The sequence below is a fragment of the Duganella rhizosphaerae genome, from assembly GCF_040364205.1.
Classification (GTDB): Bacteria; Pseudomonadota; Gammaproteobacteria; order Burkholderiales; family Burkholderiaceae_D; genus Rugamonas; species Rugamonas rhizosphaerae.
On record NZ_BPWK01000001.1, the window covers coordinates 197,717 to 223,512 of the forward strand.

Here is a 25,796-nt window from a genome sequence, read left to right on the forward strand (position 1 = left end):
GGATAACGAGTGATTGCGTCGATAGAAAAAGTAGCCTTGCCTGGGTTAGCCTGGTTGCGCTTTCGTTCGACCGCCCGCCGCGCGCCGCCTGGACGGGCGTGGACCTTCGGCCTGCTGGCCGCCGCCTGCGCTTTCAATTGCGGCGGACTGTCCATGGCTTATGCCTCGCAACAGCCGCAGCCCACCGCAGCGGGCGCCGGCGCGCCGGCCACCTCCCTCAATACGCTACAGGTACTGCATTGGTGGACTTCCAGTAGTGAGCGCAAGGCCGCCAATGTGCTGGCCACGCGCATGGCCGACGAAGGCCTCGAATGGAAGGATGCCGCCATACCGGGCGGCGCCGGCCTGGGCGCCGGCAAGGTGCTGAAGAGCCGCGTGCTGGCCGGCGATGCGCCGGAAGTCACGCAGATCATTGGCGTCTCCGTCGCCGAATGGGCGGAACTGGGCCTGTTGCTGGAAATCGACAACGTCGCCAGCGCCGGCAACTGGAACGGCTTCCTGTTCCCCACCATCCAGACCCTGATCCAGCATCGCAAGCACGTGGTGGCGGCGCCGCTCGGCATCCACCGCGTCAATACGCTGTACTACAACCGCGCGCTGTTCGCCCAGTTGAAAGTGTCGCCGCCGCAGACGTGGGAAGAATTCCAGAACGTCGCGCTCAAGTTCAAGGCCGCCGGCATCATGCCGCTGGCGCAGAGCAGCGAATCCTGGCAGGTGGCCGCGTTGTTCGAAAACCTGGTGCTGGCCGAAAGCGGCCCTGAGTTCTATCGAGACCTGTTCGTGCGTCGCAATCCGGCTGCCGCCGCCGACCGACGCACCGCCGAAGCGCTGGAGCGGCTGCGCATCGTCAAGGGCTGGATCAGCGGCCAACTTGACGAACGTCCATGGCCGGAAGTGGTGCGCCAGTTCGCTCGCCGCGAAGCCGCGATGATGATCATGGGCGACTGGGCCAAGCCCGAACTAGCCGAACGTGGCATGACGCTGGACGAGGACTACGCCTGCGGCACCGCGCCGGGCACCGCCAAATATCACCTCTACAGCGTCGACACGCTGACCATGTTCGCCGGCGACTACCGCCACATGGCGTCGCAGGAGAAGATGGCGCGCCTGCTGGTGTCGCCGACGGTGCAGGCCGAGTTCAATGCGCTGAAGGGCGCCGTGCCGGTACGGCGCGACGCCGACCCGTCGAAAATGGACAGCTGCGCGCGCGCCTCCTGGACCACCTTCGCGCAGGGCGCCGCTGTGCAGGCGCCAAGCCTGGTGCATCGAATGGCAACGGACGAAGCGAGCCGCGACGCCATCATCGCCGAAATCCACCGATATTTTCTAGACGACAGGGCCACGCCCGCCGAGGCGCAACGCCGCCTGGGCGCGTTGTTCCGACTGTTTAACCTCAGAAGCCAAGGAGCACCCGGTGCGCAAGATACTGATCGTAGACGATGACCAAAAGACCCGCGTCCTGCTCAAGACCTACCTGGAGAAAAACCAGTACGAGGTAATCCTGTCGCACAATGGCGAGAGCTTCCTGGCCGAGCTGCACGTCCACTCCGAGCAGCTGTCGCTGGTGATCCTCGACGTGATGCTGCCCGATACCGACGGCTTCGCGCTGTGCAAGCAGGTGCGCCAGCGCTCGAATGTCCCCATCATCATGCTGACGGCCAGCTCCGACGAGACCGACCGCATCGTCGGCCTGGAGCTTGGCGCGGACGACTACATCGCCAAGCCATACAGCCCGCGCGAACTGCTGGCCCGCATCAAGGCCATCCTGCGCCGCACCGCGCTGGAGACGCCGTCGGCGCGCTACTACCGCTTCGTCGGTTTCACGCTGGATCTGATGGAGCGCAAGGTGCTCGATAGCGCCGGTGCGGTCGTCGCGCTGACGGGACTGGACTTCCAGCTGTTGAAGTATTTTGTCGAACATCCGGGCGTGATCCTGGACCGCAGCGTGTTGTGCGAGGAAACCCGGGGCCGCGACGCCGGTCCGCTGGACCGTTCGCTCGATGTGCAGATCAGCCGCCTGCGCCTGCGCCTCAACGACGACGGCAAGCAGCCGGTCTTGATCAAGACCGTGCGCGGCGCCGGCTACGTGTTCTCGGCCGACGTTAGCGTCTCGCATGCGTAGGCGTGTTCTGGATCGGCTGCGCAGGATCTGGCCGCAGTCGCTGCTGGGACGTTTGATGCTGGTAATGGCGGCCGGCCTGCTGGTGACGCAGCTGGCCGCCAGCGTGATCTGGGCCAGCCAGCTGCGCGCCAAGGCGCAGGTGGAGGCGCAGTCGGCGTCGCAGTACATGGCGCACGGCGCTTCCGGCGCGATCCGCTTCTTCCGCAGCCTGCCGGCGAATTACCGTTTGCTACTGATCCAGCAGCTGCGCGAGATGGGCGGCACGCGCTTCTTCGTCAACCTCAATCACGCCTACGTGCCGGTCCAGCAGATCGCCGAGCATCCGCTGGCCAGCAGCGTGCTGGCGACGGTGGGCGCGACCTTGAAGAGCGACTTGCCGCATTCGCCTAGCTTCCGCCTGGCCTTCGCCTGGCCGGACCAGCTGGTGGTGTCGGAAGATGGCGTCCGTTTGAGCGACCTGCCGGACGCCTGGGTCCAGCACATCCTGCTGATCCAGCCGGACCCCGCGCCGATACTGGTGATCCAGACCGAGATCGAGCCTGGCAACTGGCTGTACATGGCGGCGCTGATGCCCAACCCGTACTTCTTGAGCAGTAACGATCCGCTGGCGTGGGACCGTCTGGCGCTGCAAGGCCTGTCGCTGGCCGTGGTGCTGCTGCTTTGCTTGCTCGTGGTGCGCTGGATCACGCGGCCGCTGGCCGCCTTGTCCGACGCCGCCGCCGCCTTCGGCCAGGGCCAGGACGACCGCGCGCCGCCGCTGCCGGAGACGGGCAGCCGTGAATTCATCAACACCGCGCGCGCCTTCAGCGCCATGCGCGAACGCATCCAGCGCTACATCGAGGACCGCGAGCGGCTGTTCATCTCGATCTCGCACGACCTGCGCACGCCGATCACTCGCCTGAAGCTGCGCTCCGAACTGCTGGACGACGAAGCGCTGCGTAACGAGTTCGAAGAGGATCTCGATGAACTGGACATGATGGTCAAAGGCGCGCTGCAATGCGTGAAGGACAGCGACATTCACGAGAACCCGGCCGAGGTCAAGCTCGACGCACTGCTGGGGCGCCTGGTGCGCAGCGCGCGGCTGGCGGGGCACGAGGTGGGCTATCGCGACAGCGGCATCACGGTGCGCGCCAAGCCGCTGGCCTTGAAGCGCGCCATCGGCAACCTGCTGGACAACGCCTTGTACTACGGTGACCGCGCCGAGATCAGCGTCAGCTCCGAGCCGGGTGCGGTGGCGATCGCCGTGCGCGATCACGGACCGGGTGTGCCGGAAGATGCCTTCGCCAGCCTGTTCGATCCCTACGTGCGGCTGGCGCACGGCCGCGAGCAGAACGACGCCGGCATGGGACTGGGACTGGGCATCGCCCGCAGCGTGATCGAGGCCCACGGCGGCCAGCTGCTGCTGGAAAACCATCCCGAGGGCGGCTTGAACGCCACCATCCGCCTGCCTGCCTGAGCGCCAAAGCAACAGCCGCGCAATACATTTTGTAAGGCTCTGTGAAGTTTTGTTGCAGCGGCGGACGCGCCGCCGCGCAAACCGCGCCCGTACGCGTAAAGAACTGTAAGTAATGTCGACAATAACCCAATGGAATCAAGGCCTTATATACATTCGCCGGACGCTGGCGATGATGATAACGTTTGCAACAACCCAACACGCACTGAAAGTCGACCACCAATGAAGACACAGCATCAACGCTCGCAAGCCATCGACGTGCTGCGCGGCCTGACGGTCGCGCTGATGATCATGGTGAACATGCCCGGGACTCCCGCCACCACCTACGCGCCTTTCCTGCACGCCGAATGGCATGGTCTGACGCTGACCGACCTGGTGTTCCCGACCTTTATGTTCGTGGTCGGCACGGCGCTCAGCTTCACGCTGGAGAAGTACGAGGGCATGGGCGAGGCGGCGGTGCTGAAGAAGATATTCACCCGCACCGCGCTGATCTTCCTGTGCGGCTTCCTGATGTACTGGTATCCCTTCTTCAGTACCGAGAGCGGTTCGCTGGCGATGCTGCCGTTGTCCGGCACCCGCATCTTCGGCGTGCTGCAACGGATCGCGCTGGGCTACTGCGCCGGCTCGCTGATCCTGCATTACTGGAAGGAGAAGGGCGCTATCGTGTTCGCGGTGCTGGCCTTGCTGGGCTACTGGGCCGTCATGTACTGGTTCGGCGACTACACGCTGGCCGGCAATGCGCAGCGCAAGCTGGATCTGTTGGTGCTGGGGGAAGCGCATATGTACCACGGCGAGGGCATCGCCTTCGATCCGGAAGGGATATTGAGCACGCTGCCGTCCATCGTCAACGTGCTGGCCGGTTATTTCGCAGGACGCCTGGTGCGCCGCCTGGGCGCCAGCTACGAAACCATCGCCAAGCTCACCATGTCCGCCGCGGTACTGGCTGTACTGGCGCTGTGCTGGAGCAGTGTATTCCCCCTCAATAAAAAGCTGTGGACCAGTTCCTACACGCTGATCACCATCGCCATCGACCTGTTCACGCTATCGCTGCTGCTGTACGTGATCGACATGCTGGGCAAGCGCGGTTGGACTTACTTCTTCGAAGTCTTCGGCCGCAACACGCTGTTCATCTACCTGTTCAGCGAAATCGTCGCGAGCACCTTCTTCCTGTTCAAGATCGGCGACTTGAATATCTTTGACTGGATTTACCTGAACCTGTTCCAGCCGTGGGCCGGCGCCCGCAATGGAACACTGCTGTGGGCTGTGGTGTACATGCTGGGTTGCTGGTCGGTGGGCTACGTGCTGGATCGGAAAAAAATCTACATCAAACTCTGACAGGAGAAACGCCATGAAAAAACTATTGATATCGGCCTGCGTCGCAGCTGCGCTGGCAGGATGCGGCGGCTCGGAACCCGCCGCGCAGCAATCGCCACGCGCGATGGCGCGCATGGGCAACCTGGCGGCGGCGCGCGCCGTCGCGTCGCCGGATGCGCCGGCCGATGCCGGCAGCGAGCGCGTGGTGCAGGGCAGCGCGCCAGCCAGCAAGGCGCTGGCCAACGGCAAGATGGTGCTGGCCTACTATTCGGGCTACACCAACAACTACAGTTCTCTGACCAAGTACTACGCCAACGTCAACGCGGTGGCCATCGATTTCTGGAACATCAACAGCGCCGGCGCGGTAGTCGGCAACGGCGATCCGACGCCGACCAACGCCATCACCTTCCTCAAGTCCAAGGGCATTCCGATTTACGGCTGCATCTCCAATGTCTCCAACGATGGCTGGGACCCTGTCATCTCCCATGCGGTCACCGGCGCCAGGCGCGCCACGGCTGTCGCCAACCTGGTCGCCTTCGCCAAGACCAACGGCTTCGCCGGCATCAACGTCGACTTCGAAGCGGTGGATCAGGCCGACCGCAAGAACCTCAGCGACTTTTCCACCGCGCTGGCGGCGGCCCTGCACGCGCAGGGCTTGAAGCTGATCATGACGGTGCCCGCATTCTCCGCCACCGACGAAAATGACCCGTACAACCTGCCGTTCGACCTGGCGGCGCTGGGCAAGTCGGCCGACTATATCCAGGTGATGACCTATGACGAGGCGATTCCGGATTGGGCGCCGGGTGCGGTCGCCGGTTCGGACTGGATGGAAAACGCCCTCGACTACGCCACCAGCAAGGCGCCGGCGGCCAAGGTGTTGAACGGCATTCCGGCCTATGGCTATGACTGGGTCAGGGAAGGCGAGGGCAGCCAGCTGTTCTGGCGCAACGTGCCTGCGCTGCTGACCAAGTATGGCGTCACCCCTAGGTACGACAACGGCGTCAACGCCATCACCTTCAATTACACCACCGGCGGCAAGAAGCACACGGTGTGGAACGAGAACGCCCAGAGCGTGGCCATGAAAACAGGCCTGGTCAGCGCCTACGGCCTGGCTGGCACCTCGATCTACGCCTTCGGCATGGAAGACGCCAGCTTCTGGAGCGCCGTCAATGCCGGCCTGAATCAGTAATCCCCCCTCGCGCAGCGGCGTCCGCCGCTGCGCTGCTCAGCCTTATTCCCGGTTTTCTGTCGCCCAGTCCCCCATTTGTGCAGTTCGTCGCAATCCGCATGATCGTCAGGCAAGTGATAGCTATAGTGATCACATACCGAAACGCATTCAAGGAGAGCAAAATGAACATCGCCAAAAACATGGAAGCCATCTTCGTCGTCGCCGCCGTACTGCTGGGCGCCTCCGCCTACGCCAGCGCCGCCGCCCAGGCAACCGTCGCCCTGCAACCGGCGATCCAGGTCGCCGCCGCCCAGGCTCCGATGCAAGTTGTAGTAATCAAGGCCAAGCGCCTGACCGCAGTGGAAAAAGCCAGCCTGTCGTAATTTGACAATTGGTCGTACTGCAAAGATTGCTAGAAAGCTTAGTGCACTGCTACATTAGCCGTTCGCAGCACCTAAGAACAACACCAGAGGAACCCGACAATGAACAAGCTTTTCCAATTTGGCCTGCTGTTTGCCGCTGTCTGTGCGCTGTTTGGCCGCGCCCAAGCTGCCGACGAGCCTACCGAGAAGCGCGTGATCCCGCTCGACGCCCGCGTGGTGCGCGTCAAGCTCGATGGCGTACTCGACCTTAAGCTGCGCCAGGGCGACACGCCTTCGTTGACGCTGTATGCGGACAAGCGCACCATGGAAAAGGTGACGGCATCGGCCACCGGCGACACGCTGCACCTGGAAACCGAGGGGCGCGGCCTGAAGATCGGCCGCTCCTCCACCCGTGCCGAGCTGGTGTTGCCGATGTTGCGGGAAGTGGTGTCCGAGGGCGTGGGTTCGACCGAGATCAACGGCTTCAGCGGCGATGAACTGGAATTGACGATGGATGGCGCCGGCACGATGAAGGTGGTCTGTGACTACAAGGTCCTGAAGGCCAATCTGGGCGGCGTCGGCAGCATGCATCTGTGGGTCAGCGAAAACGACATGGTGGAACTGGATTTGCGCGGCGCCGGCTACATCACCCTCGGCGGCAACAGCAAGCAACTGAAGGCGACGCTGGGTGGACTGGGCGGCCTGAATGCGCAGAAATTCCAGGCCGACTCGGTCAACGTCGAGCTCAGCGGCCTCGGCAACGCCACCGTCAACGCCAAGACCAATGCGACATTGAACTTGAGCGGCCTCGGATCGGTCACTGTCTATGGCAAGCCCCTGAACCGCAACGTGAGCGTTGACGGCCTGGGCAAGGTAAGTTGGAAGTAAAACATACACACCTAAGCGACATGAAAAAATTCATACTAGCGATCGGACTCGCACTAGGCCTGCAACAGGCTGCGACGGCCGGATTCGCCGAAGGCGCTACCGCCTACAACAACAAGAACTACGCGGCGGCCTTGAAAGAGATCTCGCCGCTGGCCAAGGCCGGCAACCCGGACGCCCAGCACCTGCTGGGCTTGATGTATTACATGGGCCGCGGCGTCACACAGGATTACAAGCAGGCGCTGGAGTGGCATCGCAAGGCCGCGCTGCAAGGCAAGGCCGACGCGCAGTATGTGGTCGGCGCCATGTACTACACCGGCAACGCGGTGATCCAGGACCACAAGCAGGCGGTGACCTGGTTCCGCAAGGCGGCCGAGCAGGGCCATCCGGACGCGCAGCAGGCGCTGGGATTGATGTACCGCTATCACATGGCCGGCATGCCGCAGGATAACGTGATCGCCTACATGCTGTGGAACCTGGCGGCGGCCAATGGCTCGATGAACGCGGCCGAGCAGCGTTCGGCCGTGGTCAAGAGCATGACACCGGAGCAGATCGAGGAGGGGCAGGCCCTGTCGGCATCCTGGAAGCCGAACACGCCGCTGCCCAAGCAGAGCCGTACTGGCGGCGGCTAACCCCTCCACCGGGCGGGGTCTGACCCCGTACGGGGTCAGACCCCAGTGTCGCCGTGCGGGGTACAATCGCCCTTTCTTCATGAGAGGGCGAGCCATGCGCGCGATTGAAATCACCCACCCCGGCCCCGCCGATGTCCTGAAACTGTGCGAGCGGCCGATGCCGGTCGTCAAAGGAGGCGAGGTGCTGATCAAGGTCCACGCGGCCGGCGTCAACCGCCCCGACGTGTTCCAGCGCATGGGCAACTATGCGCCTCCCGCCGGCGCTTCCGACCTGCCGGGCCTGGAAGTGGCCGGCGAGATCGTCGACGGCGATCTCGACTACACCACCTTCGATATCGGCGACAAGGTCTGCGCACTGGTGCAGGGCGGCGGCTATGCCGAATACGTCGTCGCTCCGCTGGAGCAGGTGCTGCCCATCCCCAAGGGCTGGAGCATGCTGGAAGCGGCCACCATTCCCGAAAACTATTTCACCGTCTGGAGCAATGTGTTCGACCGCGCCCACCTGGCCGCCGGCGAGACCTTGCTGGTGCAGGGCGGCAGCTCCGGCATCGGCGTGACGGCGATCCAGCTGGCCAGCGCACTGGGCCACCGCGTGTTCGCCACCGCCGGCAGCGACGACAAGGTCGCCGCCTGCATGCAGCTGGGCGCCGAGCGCGGCATCAACTACAAGACCGAGGATTTCGCCGTCATCGTCAAATCGCTGACCAACGACCGTGGCGCCGACGTCATCCTCGACATGGTCGGCGGCGACTACCTGCCGCGCGAAATTTCCTGCCTGGCCGACGACGGCCGCATCGCGCTGATCGCCACGCTGGGCGGCGGCAAGGCCACGGTGGATCTGGGGCAGGTGCTGCGCCGCCGGCTGACCATCACCGGTTCGACGCTGCGGCCGCGCTCGGCCGCCTTCAAGGGCGCGATCGCCAAGCAGCTGCTGGACAAGGTATGGCCGCTGATGGCGGCCAAAAAGCTCAAGCCGGTGATCTACCAAGTGTTCCCGTTGGAGCAGGCCGCTGCCGCGCATGCGCTGATGGAGACCAGCAATCATGTCGGCAAGATCATGTTGCAAGTAATCTAGATCAATTTTGGGGCGGGGCAGGTGCGGGATCGTAGCATTTTCGCCATTTTCGAGGCGACATGGACTAGCGCTGGTTTGACCGGGGTTCCAGCCTCGCGTTAAAATAGCGGGTTATTGAATTTTAGGCTACTATGCGTCGCAAACTCGTCATCGGCAACTGGAAAATGAACGGCAACCGTGCCGGCAATACGGCTCTGTTGTCCGGAATACTGGCCGGCCTGAACGACTTTGGCGCCGATTGCGCCGTGTGCGTGCCGGCCCCATACCTGGCTCAGTGCCAGGCTGAACTGCAAGACAGCCCGCTCGCGTGGGGCGGACAGGATGTGTCGGTCCATGCCAGCGGCGCCTACACGGGTGAAGTCTCGGCCGGCATGCTGGTCGATTTCGGCTCCCGCTATGTGCTGTGCGGCCACTCCGAGCGCCGCGCCTATCACAAGGAAAGCAGTGAACTGGTGGCGCAGAAGGCCGTCGCGGCGCTGGCCGCCGGCCTGACGCCGGTGGTGTGCGTGGGCGAAACGCTGGAGCAGCGCGAAGCGGGGGAGACCGAGGCGGTCATCTGCGGACAGCTGCAGGCGGTGCTGGATGTGATCGGCGCCGACGACCTGGCAAAAATCGTGGTGGCTTACGAACCGGTCTGGGCCATCGGCACCGGCAAGACCGCTACGCCGCAAATCGCCCAGGACGCGCACGCCTTCCTGCGCGCGCGCATGGCGCAAAAGAATGCGCCGGTCGCGGCGGGCGTGCAGATCTTGTACGGCGGCAGCATGAAGCCGGACAATGCAAAGGAATTGATGGCCCAGCCGGACATCGACGGCGGCCTGATAGGCGGCGCCGCATTAAAGGCGGTGGATTTCCTCGGGATTATCCAGGCCGTGTAGTGCATAAATTTAGCTGTAGAAACAAAACGATACAAATCTCTTATTTTTGAATGGAATAACATGAACTCCTTGTTCAATCTGGTTATCGTAGTGCAGGTCATTTCCGCAATTAGCATTATTGGCCTGGTATTGCTGCAGCATGGTAAGGGCGCGGATATGGGCGCGGCCTTCGGTTCGGGCGCTTCGGGCAGCCTGTTCGGCGCGACTGGTTCGTCGAACTTCATGTCCAAGTCGACCGGCGTTGCCGCCGCGATCTTCTTCAGCGCCACGTTGGCCCTGTCCTACATTTCGACCCAGCACGGCAGCGGCGCTGTCAGCGGCGGCGTGATGGACAAGGCCCTGCCAGCGGCGCCAGCTCCGGCGCCGGCGACCGGTGCGGCAGCGATTCCAACTGCGCCTGCAGCACCAGCGGCCGCGCCTGTAGCAGTTCCTGCCGCTCCGGCAGCGACCGGTCCTGCAGCATCGATCCCAAAGTAATATAATAATGAACTAGTTGTGAAGTTCAGCAGTTCCCTTAGCAACTTTTTAAGTTGTTTGCTCATTGTTTTGGCAGTACATTAGCGTCGCAAGCTAGAAAAACAATTCAGAGTGAAAAGAAGCAAAGATTTATCGTTTTTCTTCTTGTTTTAGCGCAATACGGATTAACAACGGCGTGAAAACACAGTAGAATAGCGGCCTTACGCCGACGTGGTGAAATTGGTAGACACGCTATCTTGAGGGGGTAGTGGCGCAAGCTGTACGAGTTCGAGTCTCGTCGTCGGCACCAGAAATATAAGGCCAGCAAGGGAGCACCGAAGTGTACCTGAGCTGGCTTTTTTACGAGGATGTGTCGTTCGATCCTGGTCTAAGCAGTTTTACGATTGGGACGAACGTTAAGAGCACCGCAGAGCATCGCAGTGTGTCCTTTTAACCGACCGTTCAATATAAGCTCATCAATCGTGAACCTCGAAAATTATCTCCCCGTCCTGTTGTTCATCCTCGTCGGTCTCGGCGTAGGCATCGCTCCCCAAGTTCTGGGTCACATCCTTGGGCCTAACAAGCCAGATGCGGCCAAGCTCTCCCCGTATGAATGCGGCTTCGAAGCGTTCGAAGACGCGCGCATGAAATTCGACGTGCGTTACTACCTCGTCGCAATCCTCTTTATTTTGTTCGATCTGGAAACGGCATTCTTCTTCCCGTGGGGCGTATCCATGCGCGAACTGGGCTGGAACGGATTCCTGGTGATGATGAGCTTCATCGCTGAATTCGTCGTCGGTTTTTGGTATATCTGGAAGAAAGGTGCCCTTGATTGGGAATAAGCCATGGCTATTGAAGGCGTATTAAACGAAGGTTTCATCACCACCTCGGCCGACAAGCTGATCAACTGGGCGCGTACGGGTTCGATGTTCCCGATGACGTTCGGTCTGGCATGCTGTGCGGTTGAAATGATGCACGTGGGCGCAGCCCGTTACGACATGGACCGCTTCGGCGTCGTGTTCCGTCCATCGCCACGTCAGTCCGACGTGATGATCGTGGCCGGCACGCTGTGCAACAAGATGGCTCCCGCGCTGCGCAAGGTCTACGACCAGATGCCGGAACCGCGCTGGGTCATCTCGATGGGCTCCTGCGCCAACGGCGGCGGCTACTATCACTACTCCTACTCCGTGGTGCGCGGTTGCGACCGCATCGTACCGGTGGACGTCTATGTGCCGGGCTGCCCGCCGACGGCTGAGGCTCTGCTGTACGGCATCATGCAGCTGCAAAACAAGATCAAGCGCACCAATACGATCGCACGCTAACGGGGTCGCTTCAAGAATATGACTACACATTTAGAACAACTGCAAACCGCCCTCGGCACTGCCTTGGGCGATCGCGTTTCCACTACCGTGGCGTTGGGCGAAATCACGCTGGTCGTGAAAGCCGCCGACTACTACGGCGTGATGCAAACGCTGCGCGACGACAAGTCGCTGGGCTTCGATCAGCTGATCGACCTGGCCGGCGTCGATTACCTGAGCTACGGCGAAGGCGCCTGGGACGGCCTGCGATTCGCAGTGGTCGTCCATTTGCTGTCGGTGAAGCACAACTGGCGCGTGCGCGTGCGCGCGTTCTGCGCCGACGACGACATGCCGCTGTTGCCGTCGCTGGTGCCGCTGTGGCGCGCCGTCAACTGGTACGAGCGCGAAGCGTTCGACATGTTCGGCATCCTGTTCGAAGGCCACAACGACCTGCGCCGCATCCTGACCGACTACGGTTTCATCGGCCATCCGTTCCGCAAGGACTTCCCGGTTTCGGGCTATGTCGAAATGCGCTACGACCCCGAGCAGAAGCGCGTGATCTACCAGCCGGTCACCATCGAGCCGCGTGAAAACGTGCCTCGCGTGATCCGCGAAGAAAACTACGGGAAGTAAGAACATGGCAGAAATTAAGAACTACACCCTGAACTTCGGTCCGCAACACCCGGCCGCACACGGCGTGCTGCGCCTGGTGCTGGAGCTGGACGGCGAAGTCATCCAGCGTGCCGACCCGCACATCGGCCTGCTGCACCGCGGCACCGAGAAGCTGGCGGAGCAGAAGACCTACCTGCAATCCGTGCCTTACATGGACCGCCTCGACTACGTCTCGATGATGTGCAACGAGCACGCCTACGTGATGGCCATCGAGAAGCTGTTGGGCCTGGAAGTGCCGCTGCGTGCGCAATACATCCGCGTGATGTTCGACGAGATCACCCGCATCCTGAACCACCTGATGTGGCTGGGCGCGCACGCGCTCGACGTCGGCGCCATGGGCCCGTTCCTGTACTGCTTCCGCGACCGCGAAGACCTGTTCGACTGCTACGAAGCGGTGTCGGGCGCGCGCATGCACGCGGCTTACTACCGTCCGGGCGGCGTCTATCGCGACCTGCCGGACGCGATGCCGCAGCACAAGCCGTCGATCATCCGCTCGGCCAAGGCCGTCGCCGGCCTGAACGAACACCGCCAGGGTTCGCTGCTGGACTTCATCGAAGCGTTCACCAACCGTTTCCCGACCTATGTCGACGAATACGAGACCCTGCTGACCGACAACCGTATCTGGAAACAGCGTACCGTCGGCATCGGCGTGGTGGCACCGGAAGATGCGCTGGCGATGGGCTTCACCGGCGCCATGCTGCGCGGTTCGGGCATCGAATGGGATCTGCGCAAGCACCAGCCGTACGAAGTGTACGACCTGATGGACTTCGACGTGCCGATCGGCACCAACGGCGACTGCTACGACCGCTATCTGGTGCGCGTGGAAGAACTGCGCCAGTCGAACAAGATCATCAAGCAGTGCGTGGAATGGCTGCGCAACAATCCGGGTCCGGTCATGACCGACAACCGCAAGGTGGCGCCTCCGGGCCGCGTCGACATGAAGACCAATATGGAATCGCTGATTCACCACTTCAAGCTGTTCACCGAGGGCTTCCATGTGCCGCCGGGCGAAGCGTACAGCGCGGTGGAACATCCGAAGGGCGAGTTCGGCATCTATCTGATTTCCGATGGCGCCAACAAGCCGTACCGCATGAAGCTGCGCGCTCCCGATTACGCGCACTTGCAAGCGCTGGATGAAATGGCACGCGGCCACATGATTGCCGACGCCGTGACCATCATCGGTACGCAAGATATCGTGTTCGGCAGTATCGACCGCTAAGGAAAAAGTATGTTGTTATCAGAGCAGTGCTACAAAAAAATCGACCGCGAGCTGGCCAAGTATCCGGCCGACCAGCGCCAGTCGGCCGTGATGGCCTCGCTGGCCCACGCCCAGGTTGAACTGGGTTGGATCTCGTCGGACGTGATGGCCGAGTTGGCCGACTACATCCGCATGCCGGCCATCGCCGTGCAGGAAGTCGCGACTTTCTACAATATGTACAACCTGAAGCCGGTCGGCAAGCACAAGATTTCCGTGTGCACCAACCTGCCATGCGCCTTGTCGGGCGGCGTGCGCGCGGCCAACCACCTGAAAGAAAAGCTGGGCATCGACTTCCGTGGCACCACGGACGACGGCGCTTTCACGCTGGTGGAAGGCGAGTGCATGGGCGCCTGCGGCGACGCGCCGGTGATGCTGGTGAACGATCAGCGCATGTGCAGCTTCATGTCGAACGACAAGATTGACACCCTGGTGGAGGAACTGAAGAAATGACGTCACTCCATAATCGTCACATCGACCCAGTCATTCTCGCCGGCCTCGACGGCAAGAACTGGCACCTGGAAGATTACGTCAAGCGCGGCGGCTACAGCGCCCTGCGCAAGATCCTCGAAGAAAAGATCACCCCGGAACAAATCATCGCCGACCTGAAAGCGTCGTCGTTGCGCGGCCGTGGCGGCGCGGGTTTCCCTACCGGCCTGAAGTGGAGCTTCATGCCACGCCAGTTCCCAGGCCAGAAGTACCTGGTATGCAACTCAGATGAGGGCGAGCCGGGCACTTTCAAGGACCGCGACATCATGCGCTACAACCCGCATGCGCTGATCGAAGGCATGGCCATTGGCGCCTACGCCATGGGCATCACCGTGGGCTACAACTACATCCACGGCGAGATCTTCGAGGTCTACACCCAGTTTGAAGATGCACTGGAAGAGGCGCGCGCCGCCGGCTTCCTGGGCGACAAGATCATGGGCAGCGAGTTCAGCTTCCAGCTGCACGCGCACCATGGCTACGGCGCCTACATCTGCGGCGAAGAAACCGCGCTGCTGGAATCGCTGGAAGGCAAAAAAGGCCAGCCGCGCTTCAAGCCGCCTTTCCCTGCGTCGTTCGGCCTGTACGGCAAGCCGACCACCATCAACAACACCGAGACCTTCGCGGCGGTTCCGTTCATCCTGAACATGGGTCCTGAAAAGTACCTGGGCATGGGACGTCCGAACAACGGCGGTTCGAAGATCTTCTCGATCTCGGGCGACGTTGAACTGCCGGGCAACTACGAGGTCCCGCTGGGCACCCCGTTCGCCAAACTGCTGGAACTGGCAGGCGGCATGCGCGGCGGCAAAAAGATCAAGGCTGTGATCCCTGGCGGCTCGTCCGCTCCGGTGATCCGCGGCGAACTGATGATGAACACCGACCTGGACTACGACTCGATCGCCAAAGCTGGCTCGATGCTCGGTTCGGGCGCCGTCATCGTCATGGATGAAACGCGTTGCATGGTCAAGGCAATGGAGCGTCTGGCTTACTTCTACTTTGAAGAGTCGTGCGGCCAGTGCACCCCATGCCGTGAAGGCACGGGTTGGATGTACCGCATGATTCACCGCATCGAAAACGGCCAGGGACGTCCTTCGGACCTGGACGTGCTGAACTCGATCTGCGACAACATCCAGGGCCGCACCATTTGCGCGCTGGGCGATGCCGCGGCGATGCCGATGCGCGCGTTCATCAAGCAATTCCGCGAAGAATTTGAATATCACGTCGAGCACAAGCATTGCTTAGTGCCCGCTTACATCTAAGCTGCGTCAGGTAACGATCACCATGGTTGAAATCGAAATAGACGGCAAAAAAGTCGAAGTCCCTGCTGGTAGCATGGTGATGGACGCCGCCAACAAATTGGGAACCTACATTCCGCACTTCTGCTATCACAAGAAATTGTCGATCGCTGCGAACTGCCGTATGTGCCTCGTCGAAGTGGAAAAGGCGCCTAAGCCTTTGCCAGCATGCGCAACGCCGGTCTCGGCAGGCATGATTGTGCGCTCCGCTTCGGACAAGGCCGTACAGGCACAGAAGTCCGTGATGGAATTCCTGTTGATTAACCACCCGCTGGACTGCCCGATCTGCGATCAGGGCGGCGAGTGCCAGTTGCAAGACTTGGCAGTCGGCTACGGCAAGGGCGAATCGCGCTACGAAGAAGACAAGCGCGTCGTCGTGCCGAAAGATGCCGGCCCGCTGGTCTCCATGCAGGAGATGGCGCGCTGCATCCAGTGCACCCGTTGCGTACGTTTCGGCCAGGAAGTGGCCGGCGTGATGGAACTGGGCATGATCGGCCGCGGCGAGCACTCGGAAATCACCGCCTTCGTCGGCCAGACCGTCAACTCGGAAATGTCCGGCAACATGATCGACCTGTGCCCGGTAGGCGCGCTGACGTCGAAGCCGTTCCGCTACAGCGCCCGTTCGTGGGAACTGTCGCGTCGCAAATCGGTATCGCCGCACGACGGCCTGGGCGCCAACCTGATCGTTCAGGTCAAGGCCGGCAAGGTCAAGCGCGTACTGCCGCTGGAAAACGACGCCGTCAACGAGTGCTGGATTTCCGACAAGGACCGCTTCTCGTACGAAGGCCTGGAAGCCGCCGACCGCCTGACTCAGCCTATGCTGAAGCAGGGCGGCGAGTGGAAAGAAGTCGACTGGCAGACCGCGCTGGAATACGTCGCGCACGGCCTGAAGAACATCAAGCACGAACACGGCGCCAACGCGCTGGCCGCACTGGCCACGCCGCACTCGACGCTGGAAGAACTGCACCTGCTGCAAAAGCTGACCCGCGCCATGGGCTCGGACAGCGTGGACACGCGCCTGCGTCACAGCGACTTCTCGCTGAGCGATGTGACCCCTTGGCTGGGCATGTCGATCACCGAGTTCGGCCAGTTGAACCGCGCGTTCGTCATCGGCTCGTTCCTGCGCAAGGATCACCCGCTGCTGGCTACCCGCCTGCGTACGGCAGTGAAGGGCGGCGCCAAGCTGTCCATCCTGCACGCAAGCGACGACGACCAGCTGATGAACATCGCGAACAAGATGATCGTTGCTCCTTCGGAGTGGCTGTCGGCGCTGTCGCAAGTGGTCGTCGCTGTTGCTAAAGCCAAGGAAGTTGCCGCACCTGCGGGCTTCGAAGGCGTGGTCGCATCCGATACCGCCAACGCGATCGCCGCTTCGCTGATCTCCGGCGACGCATCGTCCACAACCAAGGCTGTCTTCCTGGGTAACGCGGCAACGCAGCACCCACAGGCCGCCGCGCTGCACGCCGCCGCACAATGGATCGCCGAACAAACCGGCGCCAAGCTGGGCTACCTGACCGAAGCCGCCAACACCGTTGGCGCTTACCTGGTCAACGCCAACGGCGCCAAGGCTCCAGCGTTCTCCGAGCAGAAGCAAGCCTACGTGCTGCTGAACGCAGAACCAGAACTGGACGCGCACAACCCGCAAGCCGCCGCCGCCGCACTGAAACACGCGGAGATGGTCGTCGTCATGTCGGCCTACAAGCACGGCATGGACTACGCCGACGTGTTGCTGCCGGTATCGCCGTTCAGCGAAACCTCGGGCACCTTCGTCAACTGCGAAGGCCGCGCGCAAAGCTTCAACGGCACCGTCAAGCCGCTGCTGGAAACCCGCCCTGCGTGGAAAGTCCTGCGCGTGCTGGGTAACATCCTCGGCCTGTCCGGTTTCGACTACGACACTTCCGAAGCGATCCGCGACGAAGTGCTGGGCGCCGGCGTGACCGACCTGTCGGCCAAGCTGAACAACACCACCAAGCAAGCTGTCGTCGCCGCCTCCGCTGCTTCCACCGGTACGGAACGTATTGCAGACGTGCCTATCTACTTCGCCGACGCCGTAGTGCGTCGCGCCGAGTCGCTGCAGAAGATGGCCGATGCGGCTGCGCCTAAAGCGCACCTGTCGACCGCCCTGGCGCAGCAGCTGGGTGTCGCCGCCGGCGACAAGGTCAAGGTAACGCAAGGTTCCGGCAGCGCGATCCTGGTCGCCGCTGTTGATGCCAAACTGCCTGCCAACGCAGTCCGTGTCGCCGCCGCTCACGCGTCGACCGCTGCACTGGGCGGCATGTTCGGTTCCATCACCGTTGAAAAAGCAGGGGAGGGTAAATAATGGCTCTGCCTGAATTCGTCAATACCATCAATGCCACCGGCGCGCAAACGCTGGGGCAGTTCTGGCCGCTGGCTTGGGCGCTGATCCGCGTCATCGTCGTGCTGCTGCCGCTGATGGGCCTGGTTGCCTATCTGACGCTGTGGGAACGTAAGTTCATCGGCTGGATCCAGATCCGCGTCGGCCCTAACCGCGTCGGTCCGATGGGCCTGCTGCAGCCGATCGCCGATGCGCTCAAGCTGCTGTTCAAAGAGATCATCACCCCGGCCAAGGCCAACCGCGGCCTGTTCGTGATCGGTCCTATCATGACCATCATGCCGGCGCTGGCCGCATGGGCGGTGGTGCCGTTCGGCGCCGAAGCGGTACTGGCCAACGTCAACGCCGGCCTGCTGTTGCTGATGGCGATCACCTCGATGGAAGTCTACGGCATCATCATCGCCGGCTGGGCTTCGAACTCGAAGTACTCGTTCATGGGCGCGATGCGCGCCTCGGCCCAGATGATCTCCTACGAAATCCCGATGGGCTTCGTACTGGTGGTCGTGCTGATGGTGTCCGGTTCGCTGAACTTCGGCGACATCGTCGCCGGCCAGCAGAAGGGCATGTTCGCCGACCACGGCCTGAACATCCTGTCGTGGAACTGGCTGCCGCTGCTGCCGCTGTTCGTGGTCTACCTGACCTCGGGCCTGGCGGAGTGCAACCGTCACCCGTTCGACGTGGTCGAGGGCGAGTCCGAGATCGTTGCCGGCCACATGGTCGAATACTCGGGCATGGCCTACGCCATGTTCATGCTGGCCGAATACGCCAACATGATTTTGATCGCGACCCTGGGTTCGATCATGTTCCTGGGCGGCTGGTCCGCACCGTTTGCCTTCCTCGAATTCTGGGGCGGTTTCGGCGGCTTCTTCTGGTTGTTCGCCAAGGCGTTCTTCCTGGTGTCCGTCTTCATCTGGGTGCGCGGTACTTTCCCACGCTACCGTTATGACCAGATCATGCGTCTGGGCTGGAAAGTGTTTATCCCTCTGACGCTGGTGTACCTGGTGTTCGTGGCCGGCTGGATGCAGACATCCTGGAATATCTGGAAGTAAGGACTGGAAAAAATGGAACGTTTAAAAGACTTCATCGGCAGCTTCATGCTGACCGAATTGATCAAAGGGATGGCGCTGACGGGCAAGTATATGTTCTCGCGCAAGATCACCGTGCAGTACCCGGAAGAGAAGACGCCTATGTCGCCACGCTTCCGCGGCCTGCACGCACTGCGCCGCTATCCGAATGGTGAAGAGCGCTGCATCGCCTGCAAACTGTGCGAAGCAGTGTGCCCGGCGATGGCGATCACCATCGAATCCGAGCAGCGCGACGATGGTTCGCGCCGCACCACGCGTTACGACATCGATCTGACCAAGTGCATCTTCTGCGGTTTCTGCGAAGAGTCGTGCCCGGTTGATTCGATCGTTGAAACGCACGTGCTGGAATACCACGGCGAGAAACGCGGCGATCTGTACTACACGAAAGAGATGCTGCTGGCCGTTGGCGATCGTTACGAAAACGAGATCGCCGCAGCCCGCGCAGCGGACGCTCCTTACCGCTGATGAAAGGCGGGCTCCGGCTTCGGCCGGCCCGCCGCAGCGGTGTGTTGATCAATAAACTGTACATCTCTTGGGTTAGTTATGGAATTTAAAACTGCTTTGTTCTACGCCTTCTCAGCCATCATGATATTGGCTGCGACGCGCGTTATCACGGCCCGCAATCCGGTCCACGCCGCACTGTTCCTGGTGCTGGCGTTCTTCTCGGCTGCCGGCATCTGGATGCTGCTGGAGGCTGAGTTCCTCGCCATCGTGCTGGTTCTGGTCTACGTTGGCGCCGTCATGGTGCTGTTCCTGTTCGTGGTCATGATGCTCGACATCGACACCGACAAGATGCGCGAAGGCTTCTGGGGCTACCTGCCGCTGGCGTCCTTCGTCGGCGTCATCATCGTGCTGGAAATGGCCGCCGTGCTGTGGCGCTCCTTCCTGTCGTTCGACCAGCAGGCGGTCAACGCCGGCAACATCGGCGGCACCAAGGAACTGGGCATCCTGATCTACACCAAATACATCTACGGCTTTGAGATCGCCGGCGTCATCCTGCTGGTCGCGATCATCGCCGCCGTGGCGCTGACCCTGCGCAAGCGCAAGGACACCAAACATTTCGACCCGGCTGACGCAGTGCGCGTCAAACGTAACGACCGCCTGAAGATCGTCAAGATCGCTCCGGTCACCACACGCGGCCAAGATGCTGCAGGGTCGGCAGAAGTTAAGGAGGCACCATGACTTTATCGCTCGCTCACTACCTCGTTCTCGGCGCGATACTGTTCGCGATCTCGATCGTTGGTATTTTCCTGAACCGCAAGAACATCATCGTTCTGCTGATGGCCATCGAATTGATGCTGCTGGCAGTGAACATGAACTTCATCGCGTTCTCGCACTACCTGGGCGATGCGGCCGGGCAGATCTTTGTGTTCTTCATCTTGACCGTGGCGGCTGCTGAATCGGCAATCGGCCTCGCGATCCTGGTGGTGATGTTCCGTAACCTGGACACCATCAACGTTGAAGACCTCGATAGCCTGAAGGGTTGATCCCGTGGCTAAAGTTCAAACCTCGAAAAATAACGATTAAGGTTCATCATGGCGGTTACACTTAACCCTAATCTCCTGCTAGCCGTACCCTTGGCGCCGCTGGCCGGCGCCGCGATTGCGGGCTTGTTAGGAACTCAATTCTTCGGCAACGTCGTAGGTCGCAAGACCTCGCACACCGCGACCATTTTGGGCGTGCTGGTTGCCTTCATCCTGTCGGCGCTGACGCTGAACGACGTGGTCAACGGCGCCTACTACAACGGCACCGTCTACAACTGGATGACCGTCGCCGGCCTGAAGCTGGAAGTCGGCTTCCAGATCGACGCGCTGTCGGCGATGATGATGTGCGTGGTGACCTTCGTGTCGCTGATGGTGCACATCTATACCATCGGCTACATGGCGGAAGACGAAGGCTACAACCGCTTCTTCGCCTACATCTCGCTGTTCACGTTCTCGATGCTGATGCTGGTCATGGCGAACAACTTCCTGCAACTGTTCTTCGGTTGGGAAGCAGTGGGCTTGGTTTCCTACCTGCTGATCGGTTTCTGGTACACCCGCCCAACGGCGATCGTGGCCAACATGAAGGCTTTCCTGGTCAACCGCGTCGGCGACTTCGGTTTCATCCTGGGTATCGGCCTGCTGCTGGCCTACGCCGGTTCGATGGACTATCAGGAAGTGTTCCACAAGAAGGAACAGCTGATGGCGATGACCCTGCCGGGCACCGACTGGGCGCTGCTGACCGTCGCCTGTATCTGCCTGTTCATCGGCGCGATGGGCAAGTCGGCGCAGTTCCCGCTGCACGTCTGGCTGCCTGACTCGATGGAAGGCCCAACCCCGATCTCGGCACTGATTCACGCCGCGACCATGGTTACCGCCGGTATCTTCATGGTGACCCGCATGTCGCCGCTGTTCGAACTGTCGGACACCGCGCTGTCCTTCATCCTGGTCATCGGCTCGATCACCGCGTTGTTCATGGGCTTCCTGGGCATCATCCAGAACGACATCAAGCGCGTGGTCGCTTACTCGACCCTGTCGCAGCTGGGCTACATGACCGTGGCGCTGGGTTCGTCCGCTTACTCGGTGGCTGTGTTCCACCTGATGACCCACGCATTCTTCAAAGCGCTGCTGTTCCTGGGCGCCGGTTCGGTCATCATCGGCATGCACCACGACCAGGACATCCGCAACATGGGCGGCCTGCGCAAGTACATGCCTATCACCTGGATCACTTCCTTGCTGGGTTCCCTGGCGCTGATCGGCACCCCGTTCTTCTCGGGCTTCTACTCGAAGGATTCGATCATCGAAGCCGTCGCCGCGACCCATATCTGGGGCGCAGGCTTCGCTAACTTCGCCGTGCTGGCTGGCGTGTTCGTGACCGCGTTCTACTCGTTCCGTATGTACTTCCTGGTATTCCACGGCGAAGAGCGTTTCGGCAAGGCCCATGCGCATGACGACCACCATCATGTTCCGGCAGCTGCCCACGACGATGGCCACGGTCACGACGACCATGGTCACGACGAGGAAGACGACCACGCACACCATGGCCTGGCCCCAGGTCAGAAGCCGCATGAATCGCCATTCGTGGTCTGGTTCCCGCTGGCGATGCTGGCCATCCCTTCGGTCATCATCGGCTACCTGACCATCGGTCCTATGCTGTTCGGCGACTTCTTCAAAGGCGTGATCGCCTTCGGTGAAAACCATCCTGCGATGGAAGAACTGGCGCACGAGTTCCACGGCCCGATGGCGATGGCGATGCACTCGCTGACGTCGCTGCCGCTGTGGCTGGCCATCTCCGGTGTCGCATCGGCGTACTACTGCTACATGATCAATCCACGCGTACCGGCCTGGTTCTACGCCAAGTTCAAGTTCCTGCACACGCTGCTGGAGAACAAGTACTACATGGACAAGTTCAACGAGGTCGTATTCGCCGGCGGCGCGCGCATGCTGGGCAATGGCCTGTGGAACATCGGCGACAAGACCCTGATCGACGGCTTGCTGGTCAACGGCAGCGCCAAAGTAGTGGCCTGGTTCTCGTCGCTGACCCGCCTGGCGCAGACTGGTTACATCTACCACTATGCGTTCGTCATGATCCTCGGCATTCTGGGGTTCCTGGTCTACTTCCTGCCGTTTTGGCACGCTTAATTAGCTGATACGCAAAGAGATAACGATAACCATGATGCAGTCAATTACATCCTATCCTCCGTTCCTGAGCCTGGCGATCTGGCTCCCGATCCTGTTCGGCCTGATCGTGCTGGCCCTGGGCCGCGATTCCAATGCGGGCCTGGTCCGCGTTGGTTCGCTGATCGCTTCCATCGTCAGCTTCGTCGCCACGCTGCCGCTGATCGTCCACTTCAACAACGCGGCCCACGGCATGCAGTTCGTCGAGAAGTCGCCGTGGATCGAGCGCTTCAACATCTACTACTCGCTGGGCATCGACGGCCTGTCGCTGTGGTTCGTGCCGCTGACCGCCTTCATCACCGTGATCGTCGTGATCTCGGCCTGGCAGGTGATCCAGAAGCGCGTCGCTCAGTACATGGGCGCCTTCCTGATCCTGTCCGGCCTGATGATCGGCGTGTTCTGCGCCATGGACGGCCTGCTGTTCTACTTCTTCTTCGAAGCCACGCTGATCCCGATGTACATCATCATCGGTATCTGGGGCGGCGATAACCGCGTGTATGCGTCGTTCAAGTTCTTCCTGTACACCTTCTTCGGTTCGCTGCTGACGCTGGTCGCCATCATCTACCTGTACAAGGTATCGGGCGGCAGCTTCGACATCCTGATGTGGCACAAGATCGCCCTGACGATGAAAGAGCAGATCTTCATCTTCATCGCCTTCTTCATGGCCTTCGCCGTTAAAGTGCCGATGTTCCCGGTCCACACCTGGCTGCCGGACGTCCACGTGGAAGCGCCTACCGGCGGTTCCGCCGTGCTGGCCGCGATCATGCTGAAGCTGGGCGCTTACGGTTTCCTGCGATTCTCGCTGCCTATCGTGCCGGATGCATCGCACTACATGGCGCCGTTCGTCATCACCCTGTCGCTGATCGCCGTGATCTACATCGGCCTGGTCGCGCTGGTCCAGAAGGACATGAAAAAACTGGTCGCCTATTCGTCGATCGCGCACATGGGCTTCGTCACCCTGGGCTTCTTCATCTTCAATAACATCGGTGTGCAGGGCGCCATCGCACAAATGATCTCGCACGGCTTCATCTCCGGCGCGATGTTCCTGTGCATCGGCGTACTGTACGACCAGGCGCACTCGCGCCAGATCGCCGATTACGGTGGTGTGGTCAACAAGATGCCGAAGTTCGCCGCGCTGTTCATCTTCTTCTCGATGGCCAACTGCGGTCTGCCAGCGACTTCCGGCTTCGTCGGCGAGTTCATGGTGATCCTGGGCGCGACCCAGTACAACTTCTGGATTGGCCTGCTGGCCGCGACCGCGCTGATCCTGGGCGCAGCCTACTCGCTGTGGATGGCCAAGCGCGTCATCTTCGGCAAGGTCGCCAACCACCATGTGGCTGAACTGGTCGACGTCAACGGCCGCGAATTCCTGATGCTGGGCATTCTGGCGGTCGCTGTTCTGTTCATGGGCCTGTACCCAGCGCCATTCACCGACACGATGCAAACCTCGGTTGCAGACCTGCTGGCTCACGTTGCACACAGCAAGCTGCCTTACTGAAAACGGAAACACATAAATGACTACTCCACTTCCACAAACAGTTATCGACATGGTGCCGGTGTCCGCGGAAATCGCTCTGCTGGTCGGCACCTGCGCGATCCTGTTGATCGATATGTTCCTGTCGCAGGGTAAGCGCTCGGTGACCTACGTGCTGTCGCTGCTGACGCTGCTGGTCTGCGGCGCCTTGAGCTACCACGACTTCGCGGCCGGCACCACGGTCTACACCTTCAACGGCATGTTCGTGTCCGACCCGATGTCGAACCTGCTCAAGCTGTTCACCTACCTGGCCGTCGGCCTGACCCTGGTCTATTCGCGCCAATACGCGGACGACCGCGGCATGTTGAGCGGTAACCTGGGCGGCGAGTTCTATGTGCTGGCGCTGTTCGCCACGCTGGGCCAGATGGTCATGATCTCCGGCTCCAACTTCCTGTCCGTGTACCTGGGCGTGGAACTGATGTCGCTGTCGCTGTACGCGCTGGTGGCGATCCGCCGCGACAACCACAAGGCTACCGAAGCCGCGATGAAGTACTTCATCCTGGGCGCGCTGGCCTCCGGTTTCCTGTTGTACGGCATCTCGATGCTGTACGGCGCGACCGGCACGCTGGACATCGCCAAAGTGGCTACCGCTGTTGCAGCCGGCACCATCAAGCCGACCATCCTGGTCTTCGGCCTGGTGTTCCTGGTCGCCGGCCTGGCGTTCAAGCTGGGTGCGGTACCGTTCCACATGTGGGTACCGGACGTGTATGAAGGTTCGCCAACCGCAGTGACCCTGCTGCTGGGCGGCGCACCGAAGATCGCCACCTTCGCCATCTGCATCCGCCTGCTGGTGGAAGGCCTGCTGCCGATGGCAGTCGATTGGCAACAGATGCTGATGGTGCTGGCGGTTATGTCGCTGGCCATCGGTAACCTGACCGCGATCGCGCAGACCAACTTGAAGCGCATGCTGGCTTACTCCACCATCGCGCAAATGGGCTTCGTGCTGCTTGGCCTGCTCGCTGGCGTTGCCGGCACCACCGACCGTACCGGCGCCGCCGCTGCCTACAGCGCCGCGATGTACTACACCATCACCTACGTGCTGACCACCATCGGCAGCTTCGGCGTGTTGATGCTGTTGTCGCGCGCCGGCTTCGAAGCGGAAAACCTGGCCGACTTCAAGGGCCTGAGCAAGCGTAACGGCTGGTTCGCGGCTGTGATGTCGATCCTGCTGTTCTCGCTGGCCGGCGTGCCACCGATGATGGGCTTTGCCGCCAAGTTCTCGGTGCTGACCGCGGTGCTGGGCACCGGCCAGATCTGGCTGACCGTGCTGGCGGTGATGTTCTCGCTGATCGGCGCGTTCTACTACCTGCGCGTGGTCAAGATGATGTGGTTCGATGAGCCGACCGACAATGCGCCGATCGTGGTCAAGGGCGACATGAGCTTTGCACTGAGCCTGAACGGCATCGCCATCATCGCTCTGGGCTTGCTGCCAGGCCCGCTGCTGGCGGCCTGCCTGAAAGCCATCACCCTGACGCTGAACACCTGATGGATGTTTCCGTCGCAAGCTGGTTGGTGATCGCCGCTGCACTGGTGGCCGCCAACCTGCCGTTTTTCAATGACAAAGTATTCGCGCTGGTGGCCATCAAGTGGCCCCGCAAGCCGCTGTTCGTGCGGCTGGCGGAAATGGCGGTGCTGTACTTTGTCGTCGGCGCCATCGGCTTCGCCCTCGAAGCGCAGATCGGCAACCGCTTCCCGCAAACGTGGGAATTCTACGCAATCGCCGCCTGCATCTTCATCGTCCTGGGCTTCCCGGGATTCATTGTCCGCTACCTGCGCAAGCGTCACGGCTGATACACTATCGTTCTTCAACGACG

General features: G+C 61.4%; 26 protein-coding genes and 1 tRNA gene. All 27 read left to right on the forward strand.

The window, feature by feature from the left end:
- The first annotated feature begins 9 nt into the window (after positions 1 to 9).
- The 27 genes from RUGAMON1_RS00850 to RUGAMON1_RS00980 all read left to right on the forward strand — a co-directional run bounded on the left by RUGAMON1_RS00850 (position 10) and on the right by RUGAMON1_RS00980 (position 25,773).
- Entirely contained in the window at positions 10 to 1,443 is a 1,434-nt protein-coding gene (locus RUGAMON1_RS00850) for an ABC transporter substrate-binding protein (protein WP_445228723.1), read from the forward strand.
- Positions 1,415 to 2,122, forward strand: coding sequence for a response regulator (locus tag RUGAMON1_RS00855; RefSeq protein WP_445228724.1), 708 nt, complete (start codon positions 1,415 to 1,417; stop codon positions 2,120 to 2,122). The genes RUGAMON1_RS00850 and RUGAMON1_RS00855 overlap by 29 nt, the downstream gene beginning before the upstream one ends.
- Positions 2,115 to 3,578 (forward strand): ATP-binding protein, encoded by a 1,464-nt coding sequence (locus RUGAMON1_RS00860; protein WP_445228725.1) that lies wholly within the window; start codon positions 2,115 to 2,117, stop codon positions 3,576 to 3,578. The genes RUGAMON1_RS00855 and RUGAMON1_RS00860 overlap by 8 nt, the downstream gene beginning before the upstream one ends.
- Positions 3,579 to 3,797: 219 nt before the next feature.
- Entirely contained in the window at positions 3,798 to 4,910 is a 1,113-nt protein-coding gene (locus tag RUGAMON1_RS00865) for an acyltransferase family protein (protein ID WP_445228726.1), read from the forward strand.
- A gap of 13 nt (positions 4,911 to 4,923) precedes the next feature.
- Positions 4,924 to 6,078, forward strand: coding sequence for a glycosyl hydrolase family 18 protein (locus tag RUGAMON1_RS00870; protein WP_445228727.1), 1,155 nt, complete (start codon positions 4,924 to 4,926; stop codon positions 6,076 to 6,078).
- 161 nt (positions 6,079 to 6,239) lie between these two features.
- Positions 6,240 to 6,440: a hypothetical protein gene (locus tag RUGAMON1_RS00875; protein WP_332852557.1), complete on the forward strand. Its 201-nt coding sequence runs from the start codon at positions 6,240 to 6,242 to the stop codon at positions 6,438 to 6,440.
- A 99-nt stretch (positions 6,441 to 6,539) separates the two neighbouring features.
- On the forward strand, positions 6,540 to 7,307 hold the full coding sequence (locus RUGAMON1_RS00880; protein ID WP_445228728.1) for a GIN domain-containing protein: 768 nt from the start codon (positions 6,540 to 6,542) through the stop codon (positions 7,305 to 7,307).
- A gap of 20 nt (positions 7,308 to 7,327) precedes the next feature.
- Positions 7,328 to 7,936: a tetratricopeptide repeat protein gene (locus RUGAMON1_RS00885; RefSeq protein WP_445228729.1), complete on the forward strand. Its 609-nt coding sequence runs from the start codon at positions 7,328 to 7,330 to the stop codon at positions 7,934 to 7,936.
- Between the two features lie 94 nt (positions 7,937 to 8,030).
- On the forward strand, positions 8,031 to 9,011 hold the full coding sequence (locus RUGAMON1_RS00890) for an NAD(P)H-quinone oxidoreductase (RefSeq protein ID WP_445228730.1): 981 nt from the start codon (positions 8,031 to 8,033) through the stop codon (positions 9,009 to 9,011).
- Positions 9,012 to 9,142: 131 nt separating this feature from the next.
- Positions 9,143 to 9,889, forward strand: a complete 747-nt coding sequence (gene tpiA / locus RUGAMON1_RS00895; RefSeq protein ID WP_445228731.1) for a triose-phosphate isomerase — start codon at positions 9,143 to 9,145, stop codon at positions 9,887 to 9,889.
- A gap of 60 nt (positions 9,890 to 9,949) precedes the next feature.
- On the forward strand, positions 9,950 to 10,366 hold the full coding sequence (gene secG / locus RUGAMON1_RS00900; RefSeq protein ID WP_445228732.1) for a preprotein translocase subunit SecG: 417 nt from the start codon (positions 9,950 to 9,952) through the stop codon (positions 10,364 to 10,366).
- A 204-nt stretch (positions 10,367 to 10,570) separates the two neighbouring features.
- A tRNA-Leu gene (locus RUGAMON1_RS00905) sits at positions 10,571 to 10,655 on the forward strand.
- A gap of 172 nt (positions 10,656 to 10,827) precedes the next feature.
- Entirely contained in the window at positions 10,828 to 11,187 is a 360-nt protein-coding gene (locus RUGAMON1_RS00910; RefSeq protein WP_116988038.1) for an NADH-quinone oxidoreductase subunit A, read from the forward strand.
- A gap of 3 nt (positions 11,188 to 11,190) precedes the next feature.
- Positions 11,191 to 11,667: a NuoB/complex I 20 kDa subunit family protein gene (locus RUGAMON1_RS00915; protein ID WP_008450353.1), complete on the forward strand. Its 477-nt coding sequence runs from the start codon at positions 11,191 to 11,193 to the stop codon at positions 11,665 to 11,667.
- Between the two features lie 18 nt (positions 11,668 to 11,685).
- Positions 11,686 to 12,276 (forward strand): NADH-quinone oxidoreductase subunit C, encoded by a 591-nt coding sequence (locus RUGAMON1_RS00920; protein ID WP_445228733.1) that lies wholly within the window; start codon positions 11,686 to 11,688, stop codon positions 12,274 to 12,276.
- Positions 12,277 to 12,280: 4 nt separating this feature from the next.
- A complete protein-coding gene (locus tag RUGAMON1_RS00925; protein WP_445228734.1) occupies positions 12,281 to 13,534 on the forward strand; it encodes an NADH-quinone oxidoreductase subunit D in 1,254 nt (417 codons plus the stop codon).
- A gap of 9 nt (positions 13,535 to 13,543) precedes the next feature.
- The gene (gene nuoE, locus RUGAMON1_RS00930; RefSeq protein WP_332852564.1) at positions 13,544 to 14,023 is read left to right on the forward strand and encodes an NADH-quinone oxidoreductase subunit NuoE; all 480 of its coding nucleotides are present in this window, start codon (positions 13,544 to 13,546) and stop codon (positions 14,021 to 14,023) included.
- Entirely contained in the window at positions 14,020 to 15,315 is a 1,296-nt protein-coding gene (gene nuoF, locus RUGAMON1_RS00935; RefSeq protein WP_008450345.1) for an NADH-quinone oxidoreductase subunit NuoF, read from the forward strand. The genes nuoE and nuoF overlap by 4 nt, the downstream gene beginning before the upstream one ends.
- A gap of 22 nt (positions 15,316 to 15,337) precedes the next feature.
- Entirely contained in the window at positions 15,338 to 17,671 is a 2,334-nt protein-coding gene (gene nuoG / locus RUGAMON1_RS00940; protein WP_445228735.1) for an NADH-quinone oxidoreductase subunit NuoG, read from the forward strand.
- Positions 17,671 to 18,753, forward strand: a complete 1,083-nt coding sequence (gene nuoH, locus RUGAMON1_RS00945) for an NADH-quinone oxidoreductase subunit NuoH (RefSeq protein ID WP_445228736.1) — start codon at positions 17,671 to 17,673, stop codon at positions 18,751 to 18,753. The genes nuoG and nuoH overlap by 1 nt, the downstream gene beginning before the upstream one ends.
- A gap of 12 nt (positions 18,754 to 18,765) precedes the next feature.
- The gene (gene nuoI, locus RUGAMON1_RS00950; RefSeq protein WP_020702142.1) at positions 18,766 to 19,254 is read left to right on the forward strand and encodes an NADH-quinone oxidoreductase subunit NuoI; all 489 of its coding nucleotides are present in this window, start codon (positions 18,766 to 18,768) and stop codon (positions 19,252 to 19,254) included.
- Positions 19,255 to 19,332: 78 nt separating this feature from the next.
- Positions 19,333 to 19,971, forward strand: a complete 639-nt coding sequence (locus RUGAMON1_RS00955; RefSeq protein WP_445228737.1) for an NADH-quinone oxidoreductase subunit J — start codon at positions 19,333 to 19,335, stop codon at positions 19,969 to 19,971.
- Positions 19,968 to 20,276, forward strand: coding sequence for an NADH-quinone oxidoreductase subunit NuoK (nuoK, locus tag RUGAMON1_RS00960; protein WP_008450334.1), 309 nt, complete (start codon positions 19,968 to 19,970; stop codon positions 20,274 to 20,276). Before RUGAMON1_RS00955 ends, nuoK begins: the two co-directional genes overlap by 4 nt.
- Positions 20,277 to 20,324: 48 nt before the next feature.
- The gene (gene nuoL, locus RUGAMON1_RS00965; protein ID WP_445228738.1) at positions 20,325 to 22,412 is read left to right on the forward strand and encodes an NADH-quinone oxidoreductase subunit L; all 2,088 of its coding nucleotides are present in this window, start codon (positions 20,325 to 20,327) and stop codon (positions 22,410 to 22,412) included.
- A gap of 31 nt (positions 22,413 to 22,443) precedes the next feature.
- On the forward strand, positions 22,444 to 23,946 hold the full coding sequence (locus tag RUGAMON1_RS00970; RefSeq protein WP_445228739.1) for an NADH-quinone oxidoreductase subunit M: 1,503 nt from the start codon (positions 22,444 to 22,446) through the stop codon (positions 23,944 to 23,946).
- Positions 23,947 to 23,962: 16 nt separating this feature from the next.
- Positions 23,963 to 25,468: an NADH-quinone oxidoreductase subunit NuoN gene (gene nuoN / locus RUGAMON1_RS00975; protein ID WP_445228740.1), complete on the forward strand. Its 1,506-nt coding sequence runs from the start codon at positions 23,963 to 23,965 to the stop codon at positions 25,466 to 25,468.
- Complete coding sequence (locus RUGAMON1_RS00980) at positions 25,468 to 25,773, forward strand: DUF2818 family protein (RefSeq protein WP_445228741.1); 306 nt, start codon at positions 25,468 to 25,470, stop codon at positions 25,771 to 25,773. Before nuoN ends, RUGAMON1_RS00980 begins: the two co-directional genes overlap by 1 nt.
- The last annotated feature ends 23 nt before the right edge of the window (positions 25,774 to 25,796 follow it).